The organism is Micromonospora sp. MW-13, assembly GCF_003434305.1.
Classification (GTDB): Bacteria; Actinomycetota; Actinomycetes; order Mycobacteriales; family Micromonosporaceae; genus Micromonospora.
Map to the genome: position 1 here is coordinate 15530 of NZ_QKKX01000038.1, position 17219 is coordinate 32748.

Sequence of the window (17219 nt, forward strand, 5' to 3'; positions counted from 1 at the left end):
TCGCGGCTGGTGGAGGAAAGTTGATCGACATTCGTTTCGGCCCCCAGGTGTGCGGGGAGCTGACCGGCGGGGCCACCAGGGAGTGGCTGGTCCCGGACGGCCTGGGCGGGTACGCGATGGGCACCGTGAGCGGGCTGCGCACCCGGCGCTACCACGGGCTGCTGGTGATAGCCGGCCAGACACCGGCGTCCCGACGGATGGGACTGGTCAGCCTGGACCCGACGGTCACCCTCCCCTCCGGGGCGCGGCTGCGCCTCGGCGCGCACGAGTGGTCCTCCGGCGACGTCGACCCGCGCGGCTTCGAGCTGCTGGAACGCTTCGACCTGACCGACGGCCTGCCCCGCTGGCGGTGGCGCGTCGGCGATGTGGTGATCGAGCGCGAACTGGCCATGGCGTACGGGCGCTCGTGCGTGGCCGTGGTGCACCGGCTGGTCGCCGGCGGTCCGGTCCGGCTGGACCTGTCGGCGGCCTGCACCTGGCGGGACGCGCACGGCGAGCGGCGCGCGGACGGCCCGGCGCCCCGGGTCGAGCCGGTGGACGGCGGCGCCGTGGTGGAGGACGCGTTCCGGCTCGCCGGGCCGGGCTGGGCCCCGGAGGGCCAGTGGTGGGTCGGGGTGCACCACCGCGAGGAGGAGACCCGGGGCCTACACCCGGACGAGGACGTGTGGCACGCCGGCCGGTTCTCCGGTGCCCTGGAGCGCCCCGGCGACACGGTGTCGGTACTGGCCTGGGCCGGCGACCTGGCCGCCGAACCGCCCCCGGCGGAGGAGATCGTCGCGGCGGCCCGGCGGCGCAACCGGCGGGTGGTGGCGCGGGCCGCGCCCGCCGACGCGGTCGAGGCCACCCTCGCGCTGGCCGCCGACGCGTTCGTGGTGCGCACCGCCGCCGGCCCCGACGTGGTCGCCGGCTACCCCTGGTTCGGCGCCTGGTCGCGGGACACGATGACCTCCTACGAGGGGCTCTTCCTGAGCACCGACCGGGCCGACGAGGGGCGGGAGCTGCTGCGGGCGTACGCGGCGACCCTGTCGGAGGGGATGCTCGCCAACACCGCCGACACCGGGCGGGTGGAGTACAACACGGTCGACGCGACGCTGTGGTTCCTGCACGCGGTGAGCCGGCACGTCACCGTCACCGGCGACACCGACCTCGGCGACGAGCTGCTGCCCGCGCTGCGCGGGGTGGTCGACGCGCACCTGGCCGGCACCCGGTACGGCATCGCCGTCGACCCGGCCGACGGGCTGATCACCCAGGGCGGCACCCCGGACACGGCGCTGACCTGGATGGACGCCCGGGTGTACGGGGTGCCGGTCACCCCGCGCACCGGCAAGCCGGTGGAGGTCAACGCGCTGTGGGTCAACGGCCTCGCGGGGCTGGCCGAGCTGACCGAGCTGGCCGGCGCCGACGCCGACGGGCTGTGGCGGCTGCACGCCCGGGCCACCGCCTCGTTCGCCGCCCGCTTCCCCTCGCCGGCCGGCTGGCTGCACGACGTGGTGGACGCGCCCGCGCCCGCGTACCCGCTGGGTGGGGCGCCGCTGCACGACGACGACCTGCTGCGACCGAACCAGTTGCTGGCCTGGTCGCTGCCGTACGCGCCGCTGGAGCCGGACGAGTCGACCCTGCGCCGGGTGGCCGCCGGGCTGCTCACCCCGCTCGGGCCGCGCAGCCTCTCCCCCGACTGCCCCGGCTACGTCGGCCGGCACCGGGGCGGCCCGGCCGAGCGGGACGGCGGCTACCACCAGGGCACGGTGTGGCCGTGGCTGCTCGGGCCGTACGTGGACGCCGCCCGGCGGGCGAAGCTCGACGTCGACGGGTTGTTCGTGGGCGTCGACGCACACCTGACCGAGTACGGGCTGGGTTCGGTCAGCGAGACCGCCGACGGGGCGGCGCCGCACGGCGCGACCGGCTGCCCGTTCCAGGCGTGGTCGGTGGCCGAGGTGCTGCGCGCCCGGCGGGTCCGCCGGTAGCGCTCTGCATCCCGGCAACGGTGACGTCTCCGCTGGTTATCCGGCCGGGGGCCGGATTGGTCCCCGATCCAGGGCGCGTCGTCGGCATCCGGGCTGCGGGTGGTGATCGCCGGCGACGGCCCTGCCCGCACAGCGACCCGGACGCGCCCGCCGGCGCGGTCGACCGGCTCCTCCGGCGACGAGGTCTTCGCCCGCCGGGTGGCCCGCCGGGCCCGCACCATGGTCAGCGAGCGGTACGGCTGGGCGACCATCGCCGCCCACACCGCGAGCAGCTACGCCGCGGCCCGCCGCGAGCACGACACGTTCCAGGCCCGGCGGGCGGCGAGCCGGCTGGCCGCCGGGCGGGCCCGGATCGTCATCCCGGAGGGGAACCTGCTGACGGCCGGGCCCGCGGCCTGCTGACCGTTTCCCGGCCTGTCGTCCGATAGGTCGACGCCGATCCGCTGGCTATGGTGTACGTCGCGGCCAGCGGAGGAGAACGGTGCAGCAGGTAGTGATCGCCGGCCGGTACCTCCTGCTCGACCTCGTGGGTCGCGGCGGGATGGGCCGGGTGTGGCGGGCGAGAGACGACGTGCTGCACCGCGACGTCGCGGTCAAGCAGGTCGTCCCGCCGGCCTGGTTGTCCGACGACGAGCGCGACGAGCTGCGCCTGCGCACCCTGCGGGAGGGCCGGACGGCGGCCCGGCTGAACCACCCCAACGTGGTCCGGGTCTACGACGTGGTGTCGGTGGGCGACGACCCGTGGTTGATCATGGAGTACGTCCCGTCCCGGTCGTTGCAGAACGTGCTGGACAGTTCCGGGCCGGTGTCGCCCCGGCAGGCCGCGGTGATCGGGCTGGCGCTGCTGGCCGCGCTGCGCGCCGCGCACCACGCCGGGGTGCTGCACCGCGACGTGAAGCCGGCCAACGTGCTGATCGCCCACGACGGGCGGGTCATGCTCACCGACTTCGGGCTGGCCGTGTTCGACGGCGGGGACGGGGCGATGACCCGGCCGGGCCTGGTGCTCGGCTCGCCGCAGTTCGTCGCCCCGGAGCGGGCCGCCGAGGGGCGCTCCAGCGTGGAGGCGGATCTGTGGTCGCTCGGGGCGACCCTGCACTCGGCCGTCGAGGGCCGGTCCCCGTACGCCCGCAGCACCGCGATGGCGACGCTGAGCGCCCTGGCCACCCGGCCGCCCGACGCGGCGCCGCACGCCGGCCCGCTGCGCCCGGTCCTGGCCGGCCTGCTGCGCCGCGAGCCGCGCGACCGCACCGGCCACGACGAGACGCGGCGGCGGCTGGCCTCGGCCGCCACCGGGATCGGGCAGCCGTGCCCCCTGGCCCTCGCCGCGCCGGCCGCGGTGCTGCCACCGGACCTCCTCGACCCGGACAGCGTCCCCGGACCGTCCGGCCCCGCCGGCCCGGCGTCCGCCGGCGGGGGCCCCGACACCTTCGCCACCTGGGCCAGCGGCACCCCCGGCGCCGCTGGCCGGGGCACCGCCGGCCCAGGCACCGATGCGGCCGGATCGGGTGGCCGGCGCTGGCCGTTGGCCGTGGCGGCCGGGGCGTTCGCCGCGCTCGCCGCGGTCTCCACCGCGATCGCGCTCGGGCAACGCGAGCACGAGCGGGGGGCGCCGCCGGGGATCGGGGCCGGGCGACCGGGAGCCGAGCCCTGGGCGGGGCCGCCGCCCGACGGAGGCGTACCGCCCCCGCCCTTCCCCTGCCTGCGGCCCTACCCCGCCGGCAAACCCGCCCCCACCGTCTCCCCCGCCCGGGGCGAGCGGCTCCGGCTGCCGGTCGGTTGGCGCTGGTACGCCGACCCGGCCGGGTTCCGGCTCGCCGTGCCGCCCGGCTGGCGGCACTACCGGCAGGGGGTCGCGGTGTGCTTCCAGGACCCGACGGCCCGGCGGGTGCTGACCGTCGCCCCGGCGGGCGATCCCGCCGCCGCCGCACTGACCCGACTACGGTCGAACGAGTGGCGCGCGCTGGACGCGGGCGCCCTGCCCGGGTACGCCAGGATCCGGCTGGAGACGGTCGCCGGCCGGGGAGCGGAGTGGGAGGCCACCTGGGACGCCCCGTACGGGGCCCGGCTGCGCGCGGTGCAACTGATCCCACGCGAGGCCCGGGCGTGGTCGCTGGCCTGGAGCGGCCCCGACGCGGACTGGTCGGCCGGCGCGACCGAGCGGAACAGGGTGCGGGTCAGCTTCCGGCCCGGCGACCCGGGCTGAGCGCTGGTCCCTTGCCGAGATCCGCCCCCGGTTCGGGTGGGGCGCGCCGGACGGGGAAGTGTCGGATCCCCCCGGTACGGTGCCCAGGGAGGCGACGCGCACCCGCCGCAGCCCGACACCGTCCCCTGTGGACCGTCCGGGTGATTGCCCTCGGGCGGCGGCTCTGCCAGAGTGGCGTAGTTTGTCGATCAAGATCCCTGGGGAGGGCGAGGCGTCATGATGGGACCGTCCCACGCACTGTCCGGCGCGGCGGTGTGGCTGACCGGGTCCTGGGCGCTCGACCAGTTCGCCGACTACCACCAGTCGCCGCTGGCACTGGCGGTCGGCACCGCGGTCTGCGCGGGCGGGGCGCTCTTCCCCGACCTCGACCTGTCCGGCAAGGTGACCCGCAACCAGGGCGGCGCCACGGTGGCCCGCACGTTCGGGGTGTTCAGCCTCTTCGTCGCCGAGGTGATGGAGAAGATCTCGCTCGGCGTCTACTACGCCACGAAGCTGAGCAAGGACCCGCGGCGCAACAACGGCCACCGCACCCTGACCCACACCATCCCGTTCACCGTGCTGGTCGGCTGGGGCACCACCACGTTGTGCGCGGCGTACGGCAAGTGGGCCGTGGTCGGCATCCTGTTCTTCATGTTCGGGCTGGCCCTGCGCGGGCTGTTCGACCGGTGGGCCGAGCGTGCCGGCTGGGTGATCGTGACGCTGACCTCGGCCGCCGCCGCCTGGTACACCTTCGCCAACCTGCCCGGCGACCGGGGATACCCGCTGATCGGGCTGGCCGTCGGGGTGGGCTGCTTCGTGCACATCCTCGGCGACATGATCACCCGGGCCGGGGTGCCGATCCTCTGGCCGATCCCGATCAAGCGCCGGATGTGGACGATGGTCGGCCTGCCGAACAGCATCGCCCTGCGCACCGGCAGCAAGGCCGAGGTGATCGTGCTGCGCGCCGCGATGACCGCCGTCGCCGTGCTGGCCGCCGTAGGCCTGGTCGCCCCCTCGGTGCTGCGGAAGTTCAACATCGAGATCTGACCGCGCCCGGGCTCGCGTCGACGACCCGCCCGCCGAGGGCGGTGCCGCCCGCCGGTTCCCGGCGGCACCGCCCTCGGCCCGGGCGATCAGCCGGCCGTGTCGGACGCGGGCTCGGCGGCCTCCAACAGCGGCCCGCGTACGGATCGGCCGATGCGGTGGGCCTCGGCCAGGATGTGGGTGCGCCAGCGTCGCCACAGTGGGGTGAGCCGGGAGGTGATCAGGACGACGTCGACGGCGGCGTCGGGCAGGACGGTGCGGATGCCGATGGCGTGGTGGGTGGGGTGTGCCGGGTCGGTGGGCAGCCGTTGGCGCAGCGTCTCGTCGTAGTCGAACAGGTCGGCGGGCGGGAACCCGGCCGGCAGTTCGCCGCCGCAGCCGAACACGGCGACCCGGGTGCCCGGCGGCAGGGTGTCGCGCAGGTGGGCCAGCTCCGCCGTCACGTCCAGGCTGCGGGCCCGGTTGACCGCCCGGCGGACGGCGGGCAGTTCCAGCCTGACGTGCCAGTCGCGGGTGTCCTCAAGCTGGGGCAGGTGCTTGGAGTACCAGGCCCAGAGCAGTTCCAGCACCGGCTCGGGATGCTTGTGCAGGAACGTGAGCATGTTGCTGCGGTTGTCGCTGAGGTCCGGGTCCGACCGGCGCGGATGCGGCGAGTCCACCGCCCAGCCCTCGCGGCTGACCTCGAACGACAGGCCGTGCCGGTACAGGCGGAAGCCCAACTCCGTGTCCTCGGCGCCCCAGGAGCGGAAGTCCTCGTCGAAGCCGCCGACGGCCCAGAACTCCGCCGCCGGGACGGAACAGTTGCAGGTCCAGAACAGCTGCCACGGCAGCGCCGTACGGGCGAGGTAGAAGCGGGCGGTCGCGAAGAGGGAGTGCCGGGAGTCCTGGAATGCCGGGACGGCGCCGTAGTCGCGCACGACCTCCTCGGGGGTGTGCGTCCGGAGGATCTCCTCCAGTCCTGGTGTCGGGTGCTCGGGACGGAACCCGTAGGTGTAGCCGACCACCGCCCGGGCCGGGCCGGGCTCGCGGTGCGCGGCCAGGTGCCCGGTGACGAAGTCGGGGCCGGGGAGGATGCCGCTGTCCACGAAGGCCAGGATCGCGCCACGGGCGAGCCGGGCACCGGCGTTGCGGGCGGCGCCGGCGCGGAAGCCCAGGTCCTCCTGGAAGTGGTACCGCAGGCGGAGCCGGTCGGTGAAGTCCTCCACCGTCTGGCGGGTGTCGTCGGTCGACCCGTCGTCGGCGACGACGACCTCGAAGACGTCCGTCGATGCATGCTGGTCGGCCAGTGCCGTCAGCGTGCTGCGCAACAGACGGGAGCGGTTGTAGGTGGGAATAATGACGGAGATCATTGGCGTTGCGGCGCCAGAGGACATTGTGGCGACTCCGTGTGGTCGGGGCGTAACAACGTAGCTGTCGCCGAATGCCGGGGACCATCATCCATGAGGGTCATTCGTATTCCTCCCCGCGATCCGTCCCGACCGACTTCCACCGAGCGGGCGATTACGCATCGTCGGGCGTGATCCGCGCGGGGCGGGCCGATCACGCGGGTCGGGCCGGGCGGCGGGTCGCCGCAGCGCCGCTCACCGAGGGTGCCGCACCACCGGTGATCGAGGGGGCGGCCGGTCTGCCGAAACGCTTCGTCGAAGCGTTTCGACACAGCCCGCGAGGCTCGCCGGCCCACCGCTGGAGGAGGTGCGCGATGGCCACCATGCACGACGTCGCCCGCCTCGCGCGGGTCTCCGTCAGCACGGTGTCATGCTGCGCCGACTGCACGAGCGCGGCGCTCCTGACCGTCCCCACGCTGCGCAGCCGTCCGCGCGCTCCACAGCCGTCCCTCCGGGGCGGCGGCCGGCGCGCTCAGCGGAGCTGCTCGTCCGCCCAGCGGGCGAGCAGCTCCAGCACCGGCCGGCGGCCGGAGAACATCTCGATCTCGCCGCGCCGGTCGTAGCTCTGCACCGTGCCGCCCCCGGCCCGGCAGAGCATCAGCGGGGCCAGCCAGAAGTACTTCGCCGCCCCGGTGAGCCGGACCGCGCGGACGACCACGTCCGGGCTGACGGCCCCGGCCAGGCCGGCGGCGTACCGGTCGACGACCGTCGCCGCCACCTCGTCGAGCAGGGCGACGTCGACCAGCCCGTCGAGGAAGGTGTCCAGCACCAGGTTGGCGGCGTCCTCGCCGACCGGCCCGGGGCCGACGAACGACCAGTCCAGCAGCACCGGGCCGGCGTCGCCGAACACCAGGTTCATCGGCCAGCAGTCGTGGTGGCACAGGGTGCCCGGCAGCCCGTCGACGGCGGCCAGCAGCGCGTGCCGGTGGCCCCAGAGCCCGCGCAGGGCGGCGCGCAGCGGCGCGGGCCACGCGGCCACGGCGACCGGGTGGTCCCACGGCACCGGCTCGACGACCGGCCGGGTCAGGGTGTAGTCGCGCAGCCAGTCCCGGGCCAGCCAGTCGTAACCGGGCGACCGGCCGAGCCAGGCGGCGTGCCCGGCGCCGAGGCGGTGCGCGGCGTCACCGAGGTCGGCGACCGTGCCGGCGGGTCCGCCAGATGCCGCCGGTCACCGCGTTGAACGGGTTGTGGGTCAGTTCCTCGGCCGGCTCGTCGGCGGGCACCAGGTCGACGGGGGGACGGGGCACCCGTTCGACCCTACGTCCTGCCGACCCGCCCGTGGCACGGCACCCGTCGCCTTGATCACCCGGCCGGGGTGGGGGTGGGATGGGGTGGGGGTCAGGCGCCGATGCGTTGGGGTGGGACGGTCAGGCCGTACAGGGCCATCAGTTCGGGGGTGTCGACCCGGCTGCCGTCGGCCACCGAGTCGCAGGAGATGTCCACGATCTGGTCCTTGTGCGCCAGCAGATAGGGCCGGGCGCCGACGTCCGCGCTGGCCAGGGTGGCGATACCGGCCCAGTGCCGGCGGCCGAAGATCATCGGGTACCCGCGCAGCCCGCTGTAGGTGGCACAGGCCAGCACGTCGGGGTACGGCAGCGCGGCCACCCGCCGGACCGCTGCCGGCGTGAGCCCCGGCATGTCCACCGGCACCACCACCACCGCCTCGACCGCCTCGTCGGTCAGCGCGGCCAGGCCCGCCCGGATCGACGAGCCGACCCCGGTCCCCCACGCGCGGTTGACCACCACGGTGGCCCGGCTCAGGTCGGCGGTCTGCCGGACCTGGTCGGCCGCCGCGCCCAGCACCACCACGAGCTGTTCACAGCCCGCCTCGGTCATCGTGTCGATCATCCGGTCCACCAGGGATTGCTCGCCCTTGTGGAGCAATGCCTCGGGGCCGCCGAGGCGGCGTCCCCCGCCCGCCGCGATGATCATTCCTGCGATTCGCACACCGAAAGCAACGAGCGCCCGACAGATCAGTGTCGGGGCGAAACGGATATTTGCCCACATTCGCCCCGGGGGTCGGCTCAGCGACGGTATCAGCGACCTACTCGTCGGCCAGCGGCGGTTCGAGGACCGGGCGTCGGCGAGGAGCCGGAGCTGCTGGCCCAGTCGCAGGAGCAGGCCGGCGCCGCCGGGACGGCCGGCTGGCTGGCGGTCCCCGACCGCGCCGTCGCCCGGGGGCAGGCGCCGCCCGAGGCCCGACACCCCCGGTGGCCACGGTGGCCCTCCCGCTGCTGCGCGGGCGCGCGCACCCGGGAACCGCCTGACCGGCACAGCCCCACCGCGCCCGCCGGAGCCGGTCGCCGCTGCGGACGGGGCGGTGCGGCGGACCGGCGGCGGGGCGGGGCTGGCCGCAGGGCGGCGGTCAGGCGTCGGCGTAACAATCGACGACGGACAGGTCCAGCGGGAACCGGACCGGGGTGTCGCCGAACAGCAGCGCGGCGGCCCGCTCACCGCTGGCCCGGACCGCCGCGGCCACCGCGTCGGCCTGCGCCGCCGGGCAGTGCACGATCACCTCGTCGTGCTGGAAGAAGACCAGCTCGGCGTCGGTGCCGGCGAGCGCCGTCCGCAGGGTGGCCAGCAGGGTCGAGGCCCACTCGGCGGCCGTCGCCTGGATGACGAAGTTGCGGGTGAACCGGCCCCGGGAGCGGGCCGCCCGGGCCCTCGGCCCCTGCGGGTCGGCCGCCGCGTCCGGGTCGCCCCCGCCGTCGGCGCCGTCGGCGAACCCGGCCGTGCCGGGCGGGCACGTCCGGCCCAGCCAGGACCGGACCAGCCCGCCAGCCTCGCCGGTACGGGCCGCCGCCTCGACGTACGCGAAGGCGGTCGGGTAGTTGCGCCGCAGCACCGCGAGGGCGGGGACGGCCATCCCGCCGGTCTGCCCGTACATCGCGCCGAGCAGGGCCAGCTTGGCCCGGGCACGGTCGCCACCGAAGGAGTCCCGGGCGAGGGCGGCGTAGAGGTCGCCGGCCCCGCCGGCGGCGGCGAGCCGGGCGTCGCCGGAGACCGCGGCGAGCACCCTCGGTTCGAGCTGTCCGGCGTCGGCGACGACGAGCCGCCAGCCCGGGTCGGCCAGCACCGCCCGCCGGATCACCTTCGGGATCTGCAACGCTCCACCGCCCCTGGTGGCCCACCGGCCGGAGACCACCCCGCCGGGGACGTACTCCGGGTGGAACCGGCCGCCGCGCACCCAGGCGTCCCGCCAGGCCCAGCCGTGCGCCGTCCAGATCCGGTAGAGCTCCTTGTGCTCCAGCACCAGCGGCACCGCGGGGTGGTCGACCCCGCGCAGCACCCAGGCCCGGGTGTTGGGCAGCTCCACCCCGGCCCGGGCGAACGCCTTGAGCAGCTCGGCCGGGGAGTCGGCGTGCAGCCGGCGCAGCCCGAACGCCTCGGCGATCCGGGCGGCCAGCTCGGCCAGCCGGCGGGGCGGGCCGCCGACCGGGGACGGCTCGCCGAGCAGCTCGGTGAGGATCTCGTCGTGCACCTCGGCCCGCCAGGGCAGGCCGGTCGCACCCATCTCGGCCGCGATCAGCGCGCCGGCCGACTCGGCGGCCACCAGTAGGCGGAACCGGCCGGGGTGCTCGGTGGCGGCGATCCGGGCGAGCTGGTCGGCGTACACCCGGGTCAGGGCCTCGACGCCGGGGCCCGGCGGCCCTGGCAGCGCGTCGAAGAGCGCGCCCTGGCCGTGGCCCGGCGGCTCGGCCGGGCGGGGCGGCGGGTCGGGCGGCACCGGTGCCCCGCTGAGCCGGGCCCAGGCTGCGGCGAACGAGCGGGGCTCGCCCCAGCGGCCGGCGTGCCCGAGCAGCAGCGACTCGGTCAGCTCCACGTCGTGGCAGCGGTCGAGCCGGACCCCGGCGCGCAGCAGCGCCGGGTAACCGGCGGCGCCGCAGGCCCAGACCCAGCGCGGGTGCTCGGCGGCCTCCCGGGCGGCCACCGCGGCGGCGAGGTCGGCCACCGGCTCGGCGGGGGCGGTGGGCCGGCCGGCGGGGTCGAGGGGTTGCAGGACTCCCCCGCCCCGGTCATCCGACACCACCGCCACCAGCACGAACGTGATTCTGCCTCGCCCCTGTGACAGTCCGCGCCCCACCACCCGCCCTCCGGACGCCGTCGGGCTGGCCGCGCTCTTTCCCGGAAAGAGTGGCCATTCCGCGTCGAATGGCCACTCTTTCCGGGAATTCGCGCCCGCAGTAGGGGTGGGTGGGGGGTTACTTGCCTACGCCGGCGGTTAGGCCGGACTGGACCTGGCGTTGGAAGACGATGTAGACGATGAGCACCGGCAGCATCGCCATGGTCACCCCGGCGAACAGGCCGGACCAGTCGGACTTGTAGCCCTGGTTGACCGACAGCTCGATCAGCCCCTGGGAGATCACCTGGTTCTTGGGCTCGCCCGCCACCGACTGCATCAGCAGCGTCGGCAGGTACCACTGGTTCCACTGGCCCAGCACGTTGAAGATGCCGATGCTGATCAAACCGGGCTTGGACATCGGCAGCATGACGCTGAAGAACAGCCGGCTGTGCGAGGCCCCGTCGACCATCGCCGCCTCGGCGATCGAGTTCGGCAGCGTCCGGAAGAACGAGTGCATGAAGAAGATCGTGAACGACAGCGACCAGGCCACGTACACGAAGATCAGCATGAGGTGCTTGTTCGGGCCCAGCAGCGGGAACGCGATCCCCAGGTTGTAGACGCCCTTGAACAGCGGCACCGCGGCGAGGTAGATGGGCAGCGTCAGGCCCGACAGGAACATGTAGTAGATCAGCCGGTTGCCGGGGAACTCGTAGCGGGCCAGCACGTACGCGGCCATCGAGCCGAGCAGCATGGTCAGGAAGACGCTGCCGACCAGGACCAGCAGGGTGTTCAGGAAGAACGCCCCGAGGTGGCCCTCGCCCCAGGCCCGGCTGAAGTTGTCCCAGTGCAGCTCGTCGGGGATCAGCGACAGCGGCTCGCGGATGACCTGCGAGTCGTCCTTGAGCGCCGACATCACCACCCACAGCAGCGGGTAGATCACCATGACGGCCCAGACCGCCAGGAACACGTGCGAGAAACCGTTGAAGATGCGTCCGCCCAGCTCGCGGCCACGGCTCAGGACGCCGTCGGGCGTGGCGGGCGGCGGGGTGTGCCGCTTCGGGCTGGTCCGGTCACCGGACGGGTGGGTCACCGTGCTCATCGTCCAGCCTCCTCAGTACTCGATCCGCTCACGGCGGGTGATCCGGAGCTGGAGCGCGGCCAGCAGGATCGTGAAGATGGCCAGCGAGACACCCATCGCGCAGGCGTAACCGAACTGGCCCTTCTGGAACGCGGTGAAGTTGAGCACCGACGCGAAGATCTCACTGGCGTGGTTGGGCCCGCCCTGGCTGGGCGTCATGACGAAGACCAGGGCGTACATGTCCAGCGCGATGAAGCCCAGGTAGACCCAGGCCACGGAGATGGTGTCCCGCAGCAGCGGCAGGGTGATCCGGAAGAAGGTGTGGAACCGGCCCGCGCCGTCGAGGATGGCCGCCTCGTAGATGTCCTTCGGGATCGACTGCATCGCGGCGGAGAAGAGCACCATGTAGAAGCCGGCGCCGCTCCACACCGCGATCAACAGCAGCCACCAGAGCACCGCGGGCACGCCGAGGAAGGGCTCGGGGTCGGCGGTGAAGGCGATCGGGTTGTCCGCGTCGACCAGCCCGACCTTTATCAGCAGGCCGTTGATCAGGCCCTGCCCGTCGGACCGGTAGATCTGCTGCCACATCACGGCGATGACCACGAGTGACAGGACCTGCGGGAAGAAGAAGATGACCTTGTAGATCCCGGAGCCGAAGATGCCCCGGATGCCGGCCCTGTCCTCGCGTCCGCCCACGTTGAGCAGGAACGCGAGGAACAGGGCCAGCGCGATCGTGAACAGCGGCACGGTCACCAGGAAGAACACGTTGTGCCAGAACGCCTTCCTGATCAGTTCGTCGGAGAACAGCCGGACGTAGTTGTCCAACCCGACGAACTCCTGCTTGTCGGAGTAGCCTCCCCAGCTGGTCAGCGAGTATCCGGCTGCCTGGGCGAAGGGCCACACCACGTAGAAGAGGTACAGCGCGACGGGGAGGGCCAGGAAGCCCGTGACGAAGCGCGCGACACCGTGCCGCATTCCACTCACTCTCTCGTTCGGATCAGTGGTCCGTCGCCGCCATCAGGCGCGGGTCTGCTTCTTGATCGACGAGTCCTTGGCGACCTTGTCGGCGGCCGCCTGCATCTTGTCGACGAACTGCTGCGCGTTGAGCCGGCCGGCCATCAGCTCCTCGGAGAGGTTCTGGCTCTCCTTGTCCAGGTCGGCGTAGAAGTCGAAGAACTTGGCCTTGATCAGGTCCTTGGGCGCGTTCTTCATCAGCTCGTTGGCGGTGGACAGCGCCGAGTCCTGCACCCCGTCGCCGGAGCCCTTGGTGGAGGCGAGCGACTTGGTCAGCTCCGCGAACTTGGTGGAGCCGGACTTGGACAGCACGGCCCGCAGGAACTCCTTCGCCGCCGCCTTGTTCGGGGCCTTGCTCGGCACCACCAGGCCCTCGCCGGCACCGGCGAAGACGTCCTTGGGCGCCTTGTCGGTGGCGCCCAGGCCCCAGTAGTCCGACAGCTTCATCTCGAAGCCCGGCGGGATCGTCGCCGCCATCTCGTTCTTCAGCCAGGTGCCGACCTGGATGAACGCCGCCTTGCCGTCGAGCCACGCCTGCTGCGACTGGGTGTGGTTGAGGTTGCCCGGCAGGAGCAGCTTGTCCTTGACCAGCTTCTCCCACGCCTGCAGGGCGGGCAGGACACCGTCCGCCTTCCAGGCGTTCTCCTTCAGGTTGTCGATGTCGATGACGACCTGCCGACCGGCCGACTTCCAGATCGTCGCCATCAGCGCCCAGCGCGGGTAGTAGCCGTGCACCGCGTCGTGCACGTACGGGGCGATGCCCTTGGCCTTGATCTTCGGCGCCAGGGCGAAGAACTCGTCGAACGTCTTCGGCGGCTCCCAGCCCTCCTTGGTGAACAGCGCGCCGTTGTACCAGTTGCCCCAGACGGTGTAGGCCACGTTGACCACGAAGAACTTGCCCTGGAAGGTGCCGTCCTCGACGGTGCCCGGCAGCAGCGTGTCGGCGACGGTGCCCTCGCCGTCCCAGGCCGGGGCGGCGAGCAGGTCGTCCAGCGGCTCGATGGCGCCCTCGTTGACCAGGGTGCTGATGTCCATCATGTCCGCGCCCGAGTTCATCACGAGGTCGCTCGGCTGCGTCGACATCTTCGGCTGTTCTTCGGTCTTGATCTTCTGGGTGGAGCTCATGTTGACCGTCACGCCCGCGTGCTTGGCGTTGAAGACGGTCTTGTCCTCCTTGGCCCACTGGTCGCCGAGGCCGCCGTTGAAGATGACCACCTTGACGGCGCTGCCGTCCTTCAGGCCGAACGGGTTGTCCTTGCTCTTGGCGGCCCCGGAGTCGTCGGACTTGCTCGGCTCGCTGCCGGCGCAGGCGCTGAGCAGACCGGCGGCGGGAGTGACGAGCAGGCCCGCGGCGGCGGCGCGCCGCAGCAGGGTCCGGCGGCTCAGGTCGGCCGGGTGCTCGGGGGTAACCGACATCTTTTGTCTCTCCTTGTGGTGTCGAATCAGGCGGTACGCCGGAGACGCCCGGCGTACCTCGACTCGAGGGCGAGGTTGTGCTCGTCCCCACCGGGGACGTTGGCGGAGAGGTAGATAGGGGGTACCTCTCCGGCCTGGTGGAACCGTCGTACGACCTCGGCGGTCAGTAGCTGCGCCAGCAGCGCGGCGGTGACCGAGGAGACCGCACAGACCGCGCCGCCGCCCTCGAGCGGCAGCAGTGCGTCGCCGTACGGCGCGCCGTTGTCCAGCACGACGTCGGCGAGGTCGGCGAGCCGGTACCCCGACGGGTGCCGAGGGGCGACCCGCGCGGTGTGCTCGACGGACGTGACCGCGATCAGCGGGTGGCCGTTGCCCCTGACCAGCGTCGCCAGCTCGACCACCGAGCCGTTGATGCCGGACTGGGACGCGACCAGGAAGACGTCCCGCGGGTGCGGGGCGGCCAGGGCGTAGAGCTGGTGGGCGACGGCCGGGTCGCGTTCCAGCTTCGGATCGGCGAGCACGTCGCGGGGCGCGTCGCCGTGCAGCACGAGGTCGTGCAGGGTGAGCCGGTTGGTCGGGACCAGCCCGCCGGCCCGGGCCACCAGTTCGGCGGCGAACGCCTCGGAGTGGCCGGCGCCGAACGCCTGGAGCACCCCGCCGGCGCGCAGGCTGGCGACGATCAGGTCGGCGGCCCGGCCGACCGCCTCCGCCTGCGAGTCGACGACCCGGTCGAGGACGGGACGGACGGCGTCGGCGTACCCCTGTGCGCTGATCATGCGGTGGCCCCCTTCGCGGCCTTGTGCCCGTCGACGGCCTGGGCGGTGCGCCGGAAGGCCGCGTGGGCGCGGGCGTGGGTGCGCTGCGCCACCGCGATGTAGAGCAGGTCGAGCACGACGAGTTGCGGGTGCCGGGCGGACAGCGCGTCCGGCCGGAAGGTGGTGGCCTGGCTCGCGGTGAGCAGCACGATGTCCGCCAGTTCGGCCAGCGGCGAGCGGGGGAAGCCGGTGAGGGCGACGGTGCTCGCGCCCCGGCTGCCCGCCTCGGCGAGCATCTCGATGGTCTCCCGGGTCTGCCCGGTGTGCGAGATGCCCAGCGCCACGTCACCGGGGCCCAGCAGCGCGGCGCTGGCCAGCCCCTCGTGCACGTCGCTCCAGGCCCAGGCGGCCACCCCGATGCGGTGCAGACTGAACTGCATCTCCGCGCCGACGAGGGCGCTGCCGGAGGCGCCGAAGATGTTGACCCGGCTGGCGCCGGCGATGGCCACCGCCGCCCGCTCGACCTCGGTCAGGTCGAGCAGCGCCGCGGTGTCGTGCATGGCCCGGGTGTCGGCCGCCATGATCTGGCCGAGCACCCGCTCCAGGGGGTCGCCGGGCTGGATCTCCCGGCCGATGTCGACGGTCCAGCCGGCAGAGCGGGCCCGGCCGGTCTCGGCGGCGATGCCGAGGCGCAGGTCCGCGTACCCCTCGAAGCCCATCGCCCGGCAGAACCGGGTGATGGTGGCCGGGGAGGTGCCACTGCGCTCGGCCAGCTCGACGATGGTCGCCCGGGCGGCGGCCTCCGGGTCGCTGAGCACGTGCTCGGCGACCCGGCGGAGCGCCCCCGTCAGCTCCCCGACGCCGGCCCGGACCCGGACCAGCACACCGTCGGCGGGGATCCCACCCCGCCGGTCGGCCGTGTCGGCGTCGACCACGGCGGCCCCCGCGGGGGTGTCCACCTCGTGATCCACCATGGGACGCCTTTCGAGAAAGAGTGTTAACTGTTAGTGGTAAAAGTTCTTACTGAAGGGCCCTCCCTGTCAAGACCGTGGTCGAAGTTTTCAAACTGTTACCTGGCGCACAGCGCTGCCCGGGCCGGGAATCTTGCCTCGAGCAGCCGGGCCGACCAGCATGAACCCGCCCGCTCCACCCCGCAGCGCCCAGGAGGCCCAACGGATGTCCGACACCGTCGTGGTCGGTCTCGACGTCGGGGGTACGTCCACCCGGGCGCTCGCCGTCACCCTGTCCGGGAACCGCCTCGGCACGGGCCGGGCCGGCGGGGGCAACCCCACCAGCCACGGCGCCGAGCGGGCCGCCGGCGAACTGCTGGCCGCCCTGCGCGGCGCGCTGGCCGGCGTGGACCCGGCCCGGGTCCGGGCCGGCACGATCGGGCTGGCCGGGGCGGGCCGGCTGCTCGCCGACCCGGCCGGGCGGGCCGCGTTCGACCGGGCCTGGCGGGACGCCGGGCTACGCTGCCCGTACGCGGTGCACGGCGACGCCCTCGTCGCATACGCCTCGGGCACCGCCAGCACCGCCGGGACGGTGCTGATCGCCGGCACCGGGGCGATCGCGGCACAGGTCCGCGACCTGCGCCTGGACCGGATCGCGGACGGCCACGGCTGGCTGCTCGGCGACGCCGGCTCGGGCTTCTGGCTGGGCCGCGAGGCGGTCCGCCGGCTCCTGGCCGACCTGGACGCCGGCCGGGAGCCGGGCCCGCTGGGCCGGCGGGCGCTCGGCGAGCTGCTGGGCGGCGACGAGGTGGCCGACCGCCCCCGGGACACGGTGGACGCCGTGGTCCAGGCCGTCACCCGCCGTCCGCCGGTGGAGCTGGCCCGGCTCGCGCCGCTGGTGGTGACCTCCGCCGACGAGGGCGAACCGGTCGCCGCGGAGCTGATCGCGGAGGCCGCCGCGCACCTCGCGGAGAGCGTCGCGCGGATCCGGCCGGCCGGCGCGCAGGACCCGGTGGTCCTCGGGGGCGGCCTGCTCACGGCGGACACCCCGCTGGCCGTCGCGGTCCGGCGGGAGTTGGCCCGGCGGTGGCCGGGCGCGCCGCTGCGCGCGGCCGGCGACGGGGCCGCGGGGGCGGCCTGGCTCGCCGCCCGGGACCTGTCCGAGGTCACCGACCCGACGGCCCTTCATCCGCTGCTGGTGCCGCCGACGACATGACGACGCCGGCGCGGGCCGACGCACCTGACGGCGCAGCCGACCCGGGCCGGCGGTCGGCGCGGACCACGCCGCGACGGCGGTGCCGGCCGGCTCCGGCCGGTCCCGCGGGCGCGCGCCGGCCGCCGCCGAGCACGACCCACGTCCGCCGGCGC

The 17219-nt window shown here is 74.1% G+C and carries 15 protein-coding genes; 5 read left to right on the plus strand and 10 right to left on the minus strand.

The window, feature by feature from the left end; translation table 11 throughout:
* Nucleotides 1-20 precede the first annotated feature (20 nt).
* The 4 genes from C5N14_RS19770 to C5N14_RS19785 all read left to right on the plus strand — a co-directional run bounded on the left by C5N14_RS19770 (nt 21) and on the right by C5N14_RS19785 (nt 5193).
* Nucleotides 21-1964 carry an amylo-alpha-1,6-glucosidase gene (locus tag C5N14_RS19770; RefSeq protein WP_117669609.1) on the plus strand — a complete coding sequence of 648 codons (1944 nt, stop codon included), beginning with the start codon at nt 21-23 and terminating at the stop codon, nt 1962-1964.
* Nucleotides 1965-2066: 102 nt separating this feature from the next.
* Nucleotides 2067-2366 (plus strand): hypothetical protein, encoded by a 300-nt coding sequence (locus C5N14_RS19775; RefSeq protein WP_243639808.1) that lies wholly within the window; start codon nt 2067-2069, stop codon nt 2364-2366.
* 79 nt (nt 2367-2445) lie between these two features.
* Complete coding sequence (locus tag C5N14_RS19780; protein ID WP_117669610.1) at nt 2446-4167, plus strand: serine/threonine-protein kinase; 1722 nt, start codon at nt 2446-2448, stop codon at nt 4165-4167.
* Nucleotides 4168-4383: 216 nt separating this feature from the next.
* Nucleotides 4384-5193, plus strand: a complete 810-nt coding sequence (locus tag C5N14_RS19785; RefSeq protein WP_117669611.1) for a metal-dependent hydrolase — start codon at nt 4384-4386, stop codon at nt 5191-5193.
* Between the two features lie 86 nt (nt 5194-5279).
* On the opposite strand, the gene C5N14_RS19790 is transcribed toward C5N14_RS19785, so the two are convergent.
* The 10 genes from C5N14_RS19790 to C5N14_RS19835 form a co-directional block, all read right to left on the minus strand.
* Complete coding sequence (locus C5N14_RS19790) at nt 5280-6563, minus strand: glycosyltransferase (RefSeq protein ID WP_117669612.1); 1284 nt, start codon at nt 6561-6563, stop codon at nt 5280-5282.
* A 484-nt stretch (nt 6564-7047) separates the two neighbouring features.
* The gene (locus tag C5N14_RS19800) at nt 7048-7578 is read right to left on the minus strand and encodes a phosphotransferase (RefSeq protein ID WP_117669614.1); all 531 of its coding nucleotides are present in this window, start codon (nt 7576-7578) and stop codon (nt 7048-7050) included.
* 118 nt (nt 7579-7696) lie between these two features.
* Nucleotides 7697-7822 carry a hypothetical protein gene (locus C5N14_RS33810; RefSeq protein ID WP_256371537.1) on the minus strand — a complete coding sequence of 42 codons (126 nt, stop codon included), beginning with the start codon at nt 7820-7822 and terminating at the stop codon, nt 7697-7699.
* A 91-nt stretch (nt 7823-7913) separates the two neighbouring features.
* A complete protein-coding gene (locus tag C5N14_RS19805; RefSeq protein WP_117669615.1) occupies nt 7914-8507 on the minus strand; it encodes an NTP transferase domain-containing protein in 594 nt (197 codons plus the stop codon).
* A gap of 433 nt (nt 8508-8940) precedes the next feature.
* A complete protein-coding gene (locus tag C5N14_RS19810; RefSeq protein ID WP_371685876.1) occupies nt 8941-10617 on the minus strand; it encodes a bifunctional 3'-5' exonuclease/DNA polymerase in 1677 nt (558 codons plus the stop codon).
* Nucleotides 10618-10777: 160 nt separating this feature from the next.
* Nucleotides 10778-11737, minus strand: a complete 960-nt coding sequence (locus C5N14_RS19815) for a carbohydrate ABC transporter permease (protein ID WP_117669616.1) — start codon at nt 11735-11737, stop codon at nt 10778-10780.
* 12 nt (nt 11738-11749) lie between these two features.
* Nucleotides 11750-12691: a carbohydrate ABC transporter permease gene (locus C5N14_RS19820; RefSeq protein ID WP_117669617.1), complete on the minus strand. Its 942-nt coding sequence runs from the start codon at nt 12689-12691 to the stop codon at nt 11750-11752.
* Nucleotides 12692-12733: 42 nt separating this feature from the next.
* A complete protein-coding gene (gene ngcE, locus C5N14_RS19825; RefSeq protein WP_117669618.1) occupies nt 12734-14146 on the minus strand; it encodes an N-acetylglucosamine/diacetylchitobiose ABC transporter substrate-binding protein in 1413 nt (470 codons plus the stop codon).
* A 26-nt stretch (nt 14147-14172) separates the two neighbouring features.
* Nucleotides 14173-14922 carry an SIS domain-containing protein gene (locus tag C5N14_RS19830; RefSeq protein ID WP_117669619.1) on the minus strand — a complete coding sequence of 250 codons (750 nt, stop codon included), beginning with the start codon at nt 14920-14922 and terminating at the stop codon, nt 14173-14175.
* The gene (locus C5N14_RS19835; RefSeq protein ID WP_117669620.1) at nt 14919-15875 is read right to left on the minus strand and encodes a MurR/RpiR family transcriptional regulator; all 957 of its coding nucleotides are present in this window, start codon (nt 15873-15875) and stop codon (nt 14919-14921) included. Before C5N14_RS19835 ends, C5N14_RS19830 begins: the two co-directional genes overlap by 4 nt.
* A gap of 202 nt (nt 15876-16077) precedes the next feature.
* Between C5N14_RS19835 and C5N14_RS19840 the strand changes: the two genes are divergently transcribed.
* Nucleotides 16078-17067 carry an N-acetylglucosamine kinase gene (locus C5N14_RS19840; protein ID WP_117669621.1) on the plus strand — a complete coding sequence of 330 codons (990 nt, stop codon included), beginning with the start codon at nt 16078-16080 and terminating at the stop codon, nt 17065-17067.
* Nucleotides 17068-17219 lie beyond the last annotated feature (152 nt).